Origin of the sequence: Paenibacillus lactis, from assembly GCF_017873605.1 — a bacterium.
In the GTDB taxonomy this organism is placed as follows: domain Bacteria; phylum Bacillota; class Bacilli; order Paenibacillales; family Paenibacillaceae; genus Paenibacillus_AQ; species Paenibacillus_AQ lactis.
In genome coordinates, this window is the sequence record NZ_JAGGKI010000006.1 from 262,795 (window position 1) to 276,151 (window position 13,357).

General features: G+C 47.5%; 11 protein-coding genes and 1 pseudogene. 8 read left to right on the top strand and 4 right to left on the bottom strand.

The features are described from left to right. Window positions 1-12: 12 nt before the first annotated feature. Both J2Z18_RS14050 and J2Z18_RS14055 read right to left on the bottom strand, forming a co-directional pair. Window positions 13-2,817, bottom strand: a complete 2,805-nt coding sequence (locus J2Z18_RS14050; RefSeq protein ID WP_210094838.1) for a CLIPPER-2 domain-containing protein — start codon at window positions 2,815-2,817, stop codon at window positions 13-15. 16 nt (window positions 2,818-2,833) lie between these two features. Then, window positions 2,834-4,567 (bottom strand): DUF7948 domain-containing protein, encoded by a 1,734-nt coding sequence (locus J2Z18_RS14055; protein ID WP_210094839.1) that lies wholly within the window; start codon window positions 4,565-4,567, stop codon window positions 2,834-2,836. 95 nt (window positions 4,568-4,662) lie between these two features. On the opposite strand from J2Z18_RS14055, the pseudogene J2Z18_RS14060 reads away from it, so the two are divergent. Then, window positions 4,663-4,784 (top strand): annotated as a pseudogene (locus J2Z18_RS14060) (ABC transporter permease); the annotation flags it as partial. A gap of 77 nt (window positions 4,785-4,861) precedes the next feature. On the opposite strand, the gene J2Z18_RS14065 reads toward J2Z18_RS14060, so the two are convergent. Further along, window positions 4,862-5,368, bottom strand: coding sequence for a DUF3995 domain-containing protein (locus J2Z18_RS14065; RefSeq protein WP_210094840.1), 507 nt, complete (start codon window positions 5,366-5,368; stop codon window positions 4,862-4,864). A gap of 253 nt (window positions 5,369-5,621) precedes the next feature. On the opposite strand from J2Z18_RS14065, the gene J2Z18_RS14070 reads away from it, so the two are divergent. The 3 genes from J2Z18_RS14070 to J2Z18_RS14080 all read left to right on the top strand — a co-directional run bounded on the left by J2Z18_RS14070 (window position 5,622) and on the right by J2Z18_RS14080 (window position 7,695). After that, a complete protein-coding gene (locus J2Z18_RS14070) occupies window positions 5,622-6,122 on the top strand; it encodes a DinB family protein (RefSeq protein ID WP_210094841.1) in 501 nt (166 codons plus the stop codon). A gap of 329 nt (window positions 6,123-6,451) precedes the next feature. Further along, entirely contained in the window at window positions 6,452-7,240 is a 789-nt protein-coding gene (locus tag J2Z18_RS14075; protein WP_210094842.1) for a CPBP family intramembrane glutamic endopeptidase, read from the top strand. 74 nt (window positions 7,241-7,314) lie between these two features. Next, window positions 7,315-7,695 carry a DUF6463 family protein gene (locus J2Z18_RS14080; RefSeq protein WP_245255992.1) on the top strand — a complete coding sequence of 127 codons (381 nt, stop codon included), beginning with the start codon at window positions 7,315-7,317 and terminating at the stop codon, window positions 7,693-7,695. Between the two features lie 179 nt (window positions 7,696-7,874). Here J2Z18_RS14080 and J2Z18_RS14085 read toward each other — a convergent pair whose 3' ends face one another. Further along, complete coding sequence (locus tag J2Z18_RS14085; RefSeq protein WP_210094843.1) at window positions 7,875-8,906, bottom strand: alpha/beta fold hydrolase; 1,032 nt, start codon at window positions 8,904-8,906, stop codon at window positions 7,875-7,877. 144 nt (window positions 8,907-9,050) lie between these two features. Here J2Z18_RS14085 and J2Z18_RS14090 point away from each other — a divergent pair, with 144 nt between their 5' ends. From J2Z18_RS14090 to yhfZ, 4 genes are all read left to right on the top strand, one after another. Then, a complete protein-coding gene (locus tag J2Z18_RS14090) occupies window positions 9,051-9,950 on the top strand; it encodes a LysR family transcriptional regulator (RefSeq protein WP_210094866.1) in 900 nt (299 codons plus the stop codon). A 162-nt stretch (window positions 9,951-10,112) separates the two neighbouring features. Further along, complete coding sequence (locus J2Z18_RS14095; protein ID WP_210094844.1) at window positions 10,113-11,027, top strand: class I SAM-dependent methyltransferase; 915 nt, start codon at window positions 10,113-10,115, stop codon at window positions 11,025-11,027. Window positions 11,028-11,115: 88 nt separating this feature from the next. After that, window positions 11,116-12,018, top strand: a complete 903-nt coding sequence (locus J2Z18_RS14100; protein ID WP_210094845.1) for an RCC1 domain-containing protein — start codon at window positions 11,116-11,118, stop codon at window positions 12,016-12,018. Between the two features lie 416 nt (window positions 12,019-12,434). Then, window positions 12,435-13,352: a GntR family transcriptional regulator YhfZ gene (yhfZ, locus tag J2Z18_RS14105; protein ID WP_007128111.1), complete on the top strand. Its 918-nt coding sequence runs from the start codon at window positions 12,435-12,437 to the stop codon at window positions 13,350-13,352. Window positions 13,353-13,357 lie beyond the last annotated feature (5 nt).

The window sequence follows — 13,357 nt, forward strand, 5'->3', positions numbered from 1 at the left end:
CTTTGGGCGAGCTTATTCCTCTTCCTCAGCAATAACCCGGACGAGCGCCGATGCATTCCTTGTCGGTCCATTGTCCGAAGTCAAAGTTACCGGGCTTGTTATAATAGTATCTTCTTCAACATCCGGCAAAATAAACGGAATACGAATATTTTCATCTGCACCGATGTCCAGTTGCTCGAGTCGTACCTGAAGGTTGAAGAGCGGTGCGGTCACTACGACATTTCGAAGGACCACATTTCCCGTATTTTGAAAGAAGATGAAGAAATGGACGAGTTCACCCGGTCTTCCTATCGGACGGTCCACCGTTTCGGTTAATATGACATTCGGCAGCAGCTCGGTTACGATATCGACCGATGCCGTCTGCAGCGGAGATTGGTTCGAGAAAAGAACAACGTTGTTCTGGAAGATCTCGCCTCCCACAGAGGTCGCAGGAATCGTAAACGGAAGCGTAAAGACCCGCGTTTCACCCGGTCCCAAGGATGGGATAACGACATTGAAACCCAGGAGAAAATCAATAACGCGCACATCCGTCAACGTTCGGTTTGGAACATCCGTCAACGTTACATTCGATACGTTTGTAACTCTGATCGTTTTATTAACTACTGATCCCGGACTGGCTGTAGGCGGATCGGCTACGACGTTAATGTCAACTAGCGTGGAAGGCAGAGCTACTACAACGCGCGTTTCGCTAAATATCGGAGAGGACACCGGATTTTCCGGCCAGCTCACGGTGACGCGGTTCGCAAATACGGTCCCCTGGAGTGCGTTTGTCGGTATTTGGAAAGTAAACATCACGACTTCTGTTGCTCCCGGCGAAATGACTGGGATCACGACCACGGTTCCGGTCAAGGAATCGACGACGGTAACGCTGGTTGCAGGATTGCTGCCGGTGTTCGTTACTTCAACCGTATAGGTTACCGTTTCACCCGTTGCGGCTACACTGCGGTCCGGCAGCTTGGTTACCGTCAGTGTCGTCGTGGCGCCGGGTATGGATACAACGACAACCTCGGCTTCAGCGGTTTGCAGCGGTGTCTGGTCTGAAACGGCCGTAAAGCTGTTCGTAATTACGCTTCCGTTCGCAGCATCAGCGGGTATCGTAAAGGAACCCGTCCGGGTAATCGTTCCGCCAGCAGGAATGAGGGGTATCGTCTCGCTTAGGCCAAGCAGCGGATCGCTCAGGACGACATTGGTCTGTGGCTCGGTAAGGGTATTTGTCACCGTAAGGGTAAACACAACCGTATCGCCCGGTGCCGCAACGGCAAGATCTGCCGTCTTGGTGAGCGCAAGCCCAATTGCCGTTACCGTAACGGTTGCCAAGACTTGCTGCGATCCGGTTTGCGTGGATTGAACGGTGAGCTCGTTCATGATATTTGATCCCGGCTCAGCATCCAGCGGGACCGTAAAAGGAATAATAAACTCGCGTCGTTCGCCGATGGCGAAACTTTCGATCGTCTCGGCAAAGCCGAGCGATGGGTCCTCAAGGACAATACTGGTTAGAGGGACATTGCCGATATTATCGATGACAATCGAGTATTGGAACGTCTGGCCCGGCATGACGGAAGTCACGGAAGGGATCTTTCGTACGCCGAGCTGCGGCGCTTCAACGACCAGTACGTCAAAGCTCGATGTGACGCTTGGTGCCTGATCACTGGTGGCCATCGCCGTATTGGTGTAGGTCTGTGAAGGTGTCTCCAGCGGTACGAGAAACGGTACCGTAAGCACTTGGGTCTCACCAATGGCGAGACTTGGCACCTGGATCTCGCTAACGATCGTATCATCGGTAATGATGATATTCGTCAAGTCGGTATTTCCCGTATTGGTAACTTCAAACGAGAATTGAATGGTTTCACCAGGTAATACCGATATACGGTCCGCGGATTTCACCAGACTGAGCCGCGGCGCAGGAAGCACCTCAACCACGGTTCCCACCGTTTGCGGTGTTGGCAGATTATCGGCCGTAATCTCGGTCCGATTTGCAATCGACAAACCAGCCGGCTGTCCGGGAGGAATTACGAAAGGCCAATCAATCGTGAAACTGGAGCCTACAGGGAGCGTGCCAATCAATTGATCCAGTCCTAGCAGCGGATCGACGATCCGGACGTTAAACAAATCCACATTCCCAAAATTGGTAAGCGTAATGGTAAACACGACGGTTTCACCGGGAGCGGCCGAAGATGGATTCACTGTTTTCGTTGCTTCGAGTATGGGATTTTCCGTAACGAAGATTTCAGCTTTTGCAATGACCGGGTCCCGTACTTGATCTGCTCTAACGAACACTTCGTTAATGATAAAGCCCGGAGGAAACTGATCTGGAACAAAGAAGGGGAGAGGAATGACGAACGCTTCAAACGGATTGAGAACAGGAAGTATATGAAAAAAACCAAGGAACGGATCTTCAATGAATACATTGGTAAGCGGAATGCTGCTTTCATTTATGACCTCTATAATAAATTCGACTACTTCTCCCGGGCGAACTTCGAATCGGGTGGCGAATTTATTAACAAATATAGTAGCTTGCTCCCCGAGCTTTGTAATAAACGCATCACTCACCCCGTTGAGGAAAGGTTGTAAGGTGAAGGAAGACACCGGATAGTCGAAGGAGAACGTTTGGCCGGTAATATAAATCTGATTATTCAAGTCCACGGCTATTCCGTTGCCGATGTCGGTCGAGCTGCCACCCAAATAGGTGGAAAATTCAAGAAACGAGCCGGTAGGATCGAGAACCGTGACGAAAGCGTCGGTGGTGCCGAAGAGGGAGAATTGAATCGCGTCACCGGTCAATGGATAATCCGTAGACGTTGTTTGTCCCGTAATCATAGCACTGCGCGCCGAATTAATGGTGATGGCAAGGCCCGTATTGGAGCCGTTCCCCCCCGATCAGCGCGGAATAGATGAGACCGGTTCCCGTGGGGTTCAGTTTTGTAACGAAAGCCCAGGCAGTCCCTAGAGGCGTGACAAACGATCCGGACGTCGTCGGAAAATCGGGAGAGGCCGATAATCCGGTAACATAAGCATTACCCGCCGTATCGATCGTAATATCACGCACAACATCGCTCAAACTGCCGCCCAGGAAAGTTCCATATACGAGCGCGGTTCCCGTTGGGTTGAGCTTCACGACAAATCCGTCGACATCGCCTTGAGTGCTTGTTTGAAACGCCCCAGGCGTTGTCGGGAAATCCGAGGCTACCGTCTGACCGGCGAGGTAAGCATTGCCGAAGTCGTCCACGGCAATACCGAAGGTGTCAGTTGTTCCCAAGTCTCCCCCCAAGTAGGTCGAGTATATCAACCCCGTTCCATCGGCATTCAATTTTGTTACGAACGAAGTTGGTGAAATGGGTTTGATAGTTCTAAGAGCACCCGGGGTCACCGGGAAATCGCTTGACATCGTGTGACCGGTCACATACGCGTTGTCAGAAGTATCGATGGCAATGTCGAATCCTGTATCTTCTGCGGAGCCTCCCAAATAGGTGGAATATACGAGCGATCCGCCATCAGGGCTTAATTTGGTTACAAACGCATTACTGCTAGTGAATACGGCCGTGGTTTGAAAAGCACCGGGGGTTGTCGGATAATCGCTGGAAAAAGTGGTGCCGGTAATGTAAGCATTCCCGGCGAAGTCAATGGCAATGCTTCTGCCCGTATCCGAAGCACTTCCTCCGATGAAGGTAGAATAGATTAAAAATGTTCCCGAAGCATCGATCTTGCTGACAAAGACGTCATCCGTTCCTTGAAACGACACCTGGAAAGCCCCTGGTGTCACGGGGAAATCGGCCGAGGCTGTAGTCCCAGTCACATAAGCCTGCTCGAATTCATCGACCACAATGTCCATGCCATCGTCAATGTCCGATCCGCCAAGATAAGTCGAATACAAGATGACCGGATCAATGACCAAGGGAAGTTCACGGTCATACGCTTCGATCATTTCGAACCCGATCCGACTCCTGCCTTCCTGTCCGGATTCCACGACATATCGGCACCCCAATTCCTTACGTACGCCGTCTACTTCCTGGTAGGCGATGGGTTTCTGATCAATAAGCGTACCATAAGGCGTGATCAAGAGCAGATTGCCTTCCTCGTCGAGTTGAACCTCGTCTGAGCCGCTGCATACCAGCTGAATATCCTCCACCCGCGCACCCGGACTTAGCAGCCAGTCAAATTTGAGCTTTCCGCCACTTCCTTGGATCACGGCGTCGATACCTGGCCATAGCTCCCGGTATGCCACTCCCCGATACGTATCGACATGCGTAATATGACGCTTTGGATCATTGCCGCGAAAATAATGAAACTTGCCCTCATCCTTTGACATCCCTTCAAGCCTGGATGTCTTCCCTGGGGATTCGAAACGCCACGCCAATACGACGCCGCTCATCGTTCGCTCCGCTTCCGTGGAATCGGACTTGTAGAGCGTCAGCAAGATTCGATCCGCCTCGAATGAACCGCGCAATCCCGAATCTTGCGCGAAATAAAGCGTGTTTGGGTCGAATTGACCGACATTTTGCGTGAACAAGAGCGGCAGCTTTCCGTAGGGAAGAATGCTTTTTCTTGAACCGGATTCTAATACGCTCAACGAAATAAACTCCTCTCAAGACATTTATCATTAGGGTATGAACATCCTGTCTGAAAGGTTCAATTGAAGACTTTCCATATGTATGGGATTATTGTTCGTCTGCGGGGATTCTGACTTGGCGTACGAAGCCGGTATACTCTTGTGGTTTGCGCTGGCCCTGACTTGGGTCGCGGCGATCGCCGGGCTATCCGGAAAATCGGTGGATGGCTCAAGCGCCTGTTGAGAAAAATTCAGTGATGGAGATAAGGAATTCCAATGAAGACTATATTCTTGAAAAAGGGAGTATTCGTTAATTCATTTGCGAAACGTACTTGCCCCATTCCGGCTGGCAGTGTTACCAGCTCCCGCCGTCCGGCCGGCAAAAAAATATAACAGCCCGCCCAGCATCCAGAACGGCTCCCAGAAGAAGAGTCGCCACCACGCCGAATAAGAGTCAATTGCTGGCAAATCCAGAACTTGGGCCAGCACGAGCAGCACTGCTACGAAGTTAAATAGCCCATAGAGGACAAGAAGTACTCCGCCTACCATGGCTGCGATTCGGAAGGCTGCTTGGAGAAGAACGCTGTTCCATTTGATTTTTAATGCGAGTAATAGAACAGCCCCTGCAACCTTGACCACCCCCGTTAACCATACAATGAGAATGAAGCCGCCATCGCGCAAATCGGCTTGACGCGAAATTTCCGGCCCGAGCGTATGGACCCCAAGTTTGCCGCCACTCGCCCAATAAAAGCTCATCAAGGCGAACAGTAAAGACCAGACGATTCCCCAAGTGATCGGCCATCGCTTTTGTTGAATGGACATATCGACACCGCCTTTCAAGGATGTTCGTTCGTGATTCATGATTCGTCGTGCTGCGAATATAAAAAAAGCTATGTTAAAAATTCCGAAGTCCATACTTACACAAATACTATCCAATGATGAAAGGTTAATCAATAAGGGTTTCGAAAAACGAACTGATCAACATAGCAAATGAAAAGAAATATCAAATCCACTTCTGGAATAGCATTAAAATGAATTGAGCTTGACGTTTTGACGTTTTGGAAAGGTGATGCCATTGAATTATTCGGAACTAATCGATTTTTACAAGATCAATCTGCAGCAGTATTCCATCGACCAATTAAGACATATATCTGAACCAGGAGTATGGTCTCTCGGTCAAATGTATGATCATATGATCCTCACAGCTCTCGATTACCTTGTCCAAGTCCAAAAATGCGCATCCTCGAGTGAAGTGCAACCCCAAGGAAAGACAGAGGCTGGCGCACAATTGTTCTGCGCCGGTTCATTTCCTCCGATAAAAATCAGATTACCGGATGGACCTGAAAATACCCCAAGTAATTCCGAAACCGTGGATGAACTCATTCAAGGACTCGATACGGTGCTTAAGGGAATGTATGAATGGGAGGAGAAGGTAAATGCAATAAACCCCAATTATAAAGTGAGGCATGAAGGGTTTGGGTGGCTTAACGCACGGGAGTGGTTCGATTTGGTCGGTATGCATTTCCGCCATCACTTACGCCAGAAGGCCGAACTGGAACAAAAACTGGAGCTTTGATATTAATGTGAAGGGGGAGTTGAAGCGGGTTATTCAAGGTAACGAATGAAGCGGGCGAAGAGGGCATATTTACAAAATAACTTCTGCATACAACATAGCAACGCTAATTGCATCTTGACAATGCTACGAAAACGTATTAAATTGTGTGCAAGGCTTACTACGAAATCGTAATAAAAAGGCCGCCAATCAGGATAGAGTCGCCAAATCGTTCAATGACCGGCAACGCGTCAAATCATCCGGTGAAGATCAGAGTTAAGGAGTAACTGCCCCCAGCGGGCTAATCATTATTTGTAAATACTACGAATTCGTATCAAAAGAGGTTGCATGTCATGAATGTAGAACGTTCATTGAATAGGTCGCCACGAACATTTTATGTATTGGTTTTCGCCCTTTCGATACCATTTTGGCTATTTGGTTCTATGCCGGTTAAATGGCTTCCAATGAATCTTCCTGTCAGTGCACTTATGTTCTTCTGTCCAATGGCAGCCGCATTGATACTCACTTACCGAGAAGAGGGAGTAAGTGGCGTACGGAGGTTATTGAAACGAATATTCGATTATAAGCGAATCAAGCAGAAGAGCTGGTATTTACCCATACTATTTTTGATGCCAATGATCATGTTACTGTCATATTGGTTCATGAGCTTGATCGGGCGATCGCTCCCCGAACCGAACATACCTTTTCTATCGATACCGATCCTTGTGGTAATGTATTTCATTGCAGCTGCCTGCGAGGAAATGGGCTGGATGGGATATGCCGCAGAGCCCCTGCTAAACCGTTGGAACGCAATTGCCACCAGCATGATCATGGGGACGTTGTGGGGGATATGGCACTTGGTTCCATATATTCAAACAAACCATAATGTAACGTGGATCGTATGGCAGTGCTTCACGGCAATCCTGCTTCGAATCCTCATGGTATGGCTCTATAACAACACCGGAAAAAGCATTTTTGCGATAATCTTGTTCCATGCTTTCGTAAACGTCAGTATAACGGTATTCCCCGATAATGGTTCACATTATGACCCGGTCATAACGTCAGTTTTTTTGGTAATCACGATTGTAAGCCTATTGTTTTTTTGGGATCCTAAGACCTTAAATCCTTATCGCACCCATTGATGCTTTGAAATCTGTTTGAGGATAAAATCATGTTTGAGGATTGCTTGGAGCGAAATAGGGAGGGCGAGTGGGTTATGAAGAAAGGAGGGGGCACTATGATAAGTGGGATAAAGCGCCATGTCGGAATAATGCTTATGTTGACGGGGTTGCTCCATGTTATTTATGGACTATTTGCTTACACAGGTCAATTACAGCCCATCGTTACCGAAGGCTTGTGGAGTACGGTGGCTGATGATCAGTGGGATCGTGGAACCGCGTTCTGGTACATGATGTTCGGCTTCCTGCTAATGTTGCTTGGCTATATGGTAGATTGGCTGATTAAAAAGAAGGGAATCGCTCCTCCCGCAATTTTCGGTTGGATCCTGCTGGTTATCTGTTTGTTCGGCGCCATCGTAATGCCGGCTTCGGGTTTTTGGCTTGGCTTGCCTCAGGCATGGCTATTATTACGAAAGTGATGTGAAGGGCGAATCAAGTTTATGTCCGGATGGAAATTGATGACATATTCAGCTAACCGGCAAAACTGTCCAACTAGTACGAAACACAAAAAAGAGGTCGACCAGAAAATCTGGTGACCTCATCCTATGATCTTCGGGCAAGATCATTATCTCTTAAAGGAAACGACTGAAGAGTAGTATCAATTGCCGAACGACCCGTTCGTCCGAAGCGCCAACAAGCGCTTAAGATTGTCATCAATCCATTCATTATCGGCACGGTTGATGCCGCGACCGGCAAAGTGTCCCCAGATCGACACGATCGGATTAAAAACAGCATTAGGCATACGCTTAGCCTCGTATTCGTTATCGTCGGACGTGCAGAAGAGATCCGTGCTCCCTGGCATGACGCAGGCGAGTGCTTGAATGCTTCTGAGCGCCTGATCGAAATCTCCGTTATAGGATGGATTTGCACTAATATCTGCATTCTGACCTGTCCATAACATGGCCAGAACATTGTGCGGATCCATCTGCATAAAGCTCTCTTCCCAAAAGTCAGCCACAAAATCCGCTAATGTATCAAATCCCAACTCACGATAAAGTTCCTCTCTGTAAAACGCCTGCGATAAACCCCATCCCGCATATACACGGCCAACGGCACGCATGTCTGCAGCAGTCAACTGGTTAAGTTTACTTAAATCGAAGCGAACTGCGGCCATAAGTGCGGCTTTCATTCCTTCCAAGACGACATACGTTTGAGGCCAAGTCTTTGCAACACCGGCGAAGGGAGCAATTCGCTCCACCATGTCGGGATAACTTGCTCCCCATTGGAAAGCTTGAATGCCTCCCATCGACCATCCAACGACGAGCGCAATTTTTTGAATGCCGAATTTTTCGGTCACCAGCCGATGCTGAAATTGAACGTTATCATAGATGGTTACTTGCGGAAAATTAGCCCGGTCGAATGGGGGAGGCGTGTTGCTGGGAGACGAGGATAACCCGTTGCCGAGCAGATTGGGTACGATAATGAAATATTCTCGCGGATCTAGTGCCATGCCGTTTCCAATCAACCATTCATTCTGAACATGATGGTCGCCAAATGCCGTTGGATAGACGATGACATTATCTTTTTGTTCATTCAATCGTCCATAAGTCTTATAAGCAAGAAAAGCGTTCGGTAACGTAACGCCGGACTGCAAGGTAACGTCACCCAAATCAAAAATTTCATAATCCATCGTATTGTTTGCTCCCTTCAAAATGAAACCATATATTAAGAATGTAATTCTTGTTGTTAGTATAGTTCCGTGATACTCTCAATAAAAGTGAATGAATTTCAAAGCTATATTCAATCATATTGAAGGCAAAAGGGGGATCGTATGATGGAATTGCGCCAACTGAACACGTTCCGCACGGTGGCATCCACCTTAAATTTCAGCCGGGCTGCGGAAGTGTTGAACTACGTCCCCTCCAACGTAACGATGCAAATGAAAGCATTGGAGGAGGAGCTGGGGGTTCGTCTTTTTGACCGCTTGGGTAAGCAGCTCGTTCTTACAACTGCGGGTAAACGCTTTTTGACTCATGTCGAAGGCGTGCTAAACCAATTGGACGAGGCTCGCAGTGTCGTTCATGACAATGAAAACTTAAGCGGTACCCTAACGATTAGTGCCAACGAGGTTCTTTGCGCCTATCGGCTACCGGTTGTCTTTCAGCTTTTTCGTTCGCGCCATCCGGGCGTGCGCCTCATCTTCCGCTCCGTTCCCAATCAGGAACTCAAGCAATCGCTCTTTGAGGGAACCGCGGATGTCGTCTTTATGTTGGACGAACCCATCCGCTCAAGCGGACTTGCGGTGGAGCCGTTGCTGGAAGAAACGTTCCGCTTATTCGCCGCTCCGGACCATCCGCTCGCACAACGTACGGTGCTGCAGCTGGAGGATTTTCACGGAGAAGTGTTCCTGACGAATGAAAAGGGCTGTCCCTATCGAACCATGTTTGACCGATCATTTGAGAAAGAGGGCATTGATAGTATTACGTATTTAGAGTTTCAAAGTGCTGAAGCTATTAAACAATGCGCAATTACGGGAATCGGCATTGCCTTTCTTCCTGAAATCGTCGTAGAAGCCGAGGTTGAGCGGGGCGAGCTTGTTGCTCTTCCATGGCAAATTCCGGACTTGCACGTGTATACACAGATGCTATGGCATAAAGACAAGTGGCTTTCACCGATCATATTATCCTTCATCGAGGCAGCAAGGGAGGTTATTGCGGTAGAGGAGGAGAACTAATACATTTAGCTTAGGGTGTTGAGACCCGGCGTGGAGCGGGGGCGTGAGTAAAATACTTGACAAAATAATTTATTTATGCTATAATTTACATTCTTAATAATATGATTTACAATAAGATTCTCCTGGCCAGGGGAATCTTATTTTTTTATGGGAGAACAAAGCATGAAACAAAATGAATCCAGTATAACGTCCTTGATATCGGCTTTTGGCCGGTCATATCATAGCAAATATGACACACCGATAATTTTTGATGATTTTATCGCGAACCGTTTGATATCCGAAGAAGAATTCTCGGCAATCAGTAACAACATGATTAATGGAATCCAGTTTTTCAATAGTGAGATTGGGCAACAATTTAAAGATAGTCCAGCGGAAATATTGAAATGGATCACACAGATCCAGCTTTCCCCAGTTTCCTTAGCACGCTCCGCCTATTGTGAAAAAGTATTACTTAACGAAATTATGCTTGGTGTAAAGCAGTATGTCATACTTGGAGCTGGCCTAGACACATTTTGTTTGCGATATCCGGAGCTGGAGCACAGCTTAAGTGTATTTGAAATCGATCACCCAGCTACACAGGAAATGAAAAGGAAGAAGCTGGAGGCCGCAGAACTCCATATTCCGAGTAATCTTCATTTTGTTTCAATAGACTTTACTACTAAGTTTCCCTATGAATCCTTATTAGACAATGGATTTAAAAACCAAAAAACGTTCTTTAGCCTTTTGGGTGTCTCTTATTATCTAACGGAAGAGGAAAATGCATCCTTGATTCTTCAATTATTTGCCAATGTCCCATCTGGAAGTTCTATTGTTTTTGATTATGCGGATGAGAATTTCTTTATAGAAAAAGGAAAGTTTAATAGAGTTGAAAATATGGTGAAAATGGCTTATGCAAGTGGAGAGCCGATGAAATCAAGCTTTTCTTATCAAAAAATTGAAAAATTACTGGAAAGATCCGGTTTATTGATTTATGAACATCTATCGCCAACAAAGATCCAAGAGCTTTTCTTCCGTGATCGGACGGATTATTTATCTGCTTTCGAGACCATTCATTTTATCCATGCCGTAAAGAAATAAGATGTGCAGCTCTGAAGCCCGATTGCGACATTTGCCTGTAAAGAGACGTATTACAGTAGAATAATTCTTGTGTTCAAGGAGGCAAAACATGGAGTACACTTCACCGAAAGAAGCGGTGCTAAAGGTGAAATGGTGGCCTAAACATCCCATAGCCGCTGGGCGTCGTCATACCGTTGGTCTTCAATCGGACGGCACGGTGACGGCTGTGGGGGACAATAATGATGGTCAATGTGAAGTAAGCGGCTGGCGCGATATTGTGGCGGTTGCGGTTGGTAATGTTCATATGGCGACGAACACGGGCAGAGCTCATACCGTGGGGCTTAAATCGGACGGCACCGTGGTAGCAGTGGGTTGGAATAAGCATGACCAATGTAATGTAAGCGGCTGGCGTGATATTGTGACGGTTGCAGCAGGTTGGCGTCGTACCGTCGGGCTTCAATCGGATGGCAAGGTGGTGGCAGCGGGTCGGAATGATGAGGGGCAATGCGATGTTGGCAGCTGGCGTGATATTGTGGCAGTAGCGGCGGGGGACTGGCATACCATCGGTCTTCAATCGGACGGCACGGTGACGGCTGTAGGTAATAGTCGTTATGGCCAATGTAATGTAAATGAATGGCACGACATTGTCGCGGTAACAGCGGGTTACCTTCATACCGTCGGCCTAAAATCGGACGGCACGGTTGTAGCCGTGGGCTTGAATAGGCATGGCCAATGCAATGTAAGCGATTGGCGCGGTATTGTGGCGATCGCGGCGGGAAGCTATCATACGCTCGGCCTTAAATCGGACGGCTCGGTAACGGCTGTGGGTATGAATGAGCACGGCCAATGCAATGTAAGCGGCTGGCGGGATATTGTGGCCGTTGCGGCGGGCTGCACTCATACGCTCGGTCTTAAATCGGACGGCTCGGTGGTTGCTGCGGGTGGAAATAGTAATGGCCAATGCGATGTAGGCGAATGGCAGGGCATCCAACTGCCTGGCAGATCGTTCTGAGGTATCCATTACGTGGTGAAGAAAGGGGTCGGGGTTTTTATTTGAAAGTCGCATAATATGCGGCTTTTTTTTATCTACATTGTCCGGTTTTTGTTGAATCCAGTTTGTCTACTGTCAGCGATGTCAGCTACATCTGATGATGTTATATATAATGACAACAAGTGAAACTTTCTGAAAATAAAACATAAATAATTACAAAAAAAAGAGTCGATACAGCCCCTGTTCCCCGGATGAACGTTCAAAAACCCGCATGAAAACGCATTACATTCGATGTTGATCCAACACTTACCGATAACGATGTGAAATAAGTTGACTTAAATTCAGAAAAAAGTATTGAAGTCCCTGTAGCACGATGATATGATGTCATCAAATACAAAATACAGAATATTGTATATTGAGGAGGTGAACCGGGTAACGTGATTCAAGGATTGAACTCCAAAAGCAGCGTGGTTTTAAAAAACCTAGCGGAAGAGCTTCTCTTTATTGAACTGGATTCCCGTATTCCCCGAATTGAGGAGCTGTCGGGTAAATACGGCGTTGGCCGCGGCACGATTCAAAATGTTTTGAAAAAAATGGAGGAAAGCCAATGTATTTCGCTCGAGTCCAGAGGGCATCTAGGCACCTTTCTCCGAAATAAGAACATGGACCTGCTGCTTCAATGCTGCGGGGTGAGCAGTATCATCGGCGTTATGCCGCTTCCTTACTCCCGTAAATACGAGGGATTGGCAACGGCAATGCACGCAAGCTTCGAAAAAATCGGCATCCCTCTGCACTGTGCCTTTATGCGCGGTGCGACCGTTCGTCTGGACAATGTCATTGATGGTCGATATGATTTCGCACTTGTTTCCAAATATGCCGCAATGACGGCGATCCGCAAATCCGAAGAACTCGTGATTGTAAAGGAATTCGGAAGCGGTTCATACGTTTCGCGTCATGCGGTAGTTTTTGCGGAGGAAACAAGCGGGATCCAAGACGGGATGAAAATCGGAATCGACAGTTACTCTATTGACCAACAAGTATTAACGAATCTTGAAGTTAAGGGCAAGGATGTCGAGCTGATCAACCTGAACTATATGCATTTGCTGGAGCATTTAAAAGCCAAGTCGATCGACGCAATGGTATGGAATGTGGATGAAATCGACAACGGTTCATTCTATTTGTCCGAGCTGTCCTCCAAGGAAGCGTTGGAAATGGACAAGGAAATGAGTCAGGCTGTATGCGTCGTAAACAAAAACAATAAGAAAATGGAGTTTATGTTCGATCAGATATCAACCGATCATGTCATGCAAATCCAGAAGCAGGTGGAGCGTGGCGTGCTCATTCCTAAATACTGACAGGG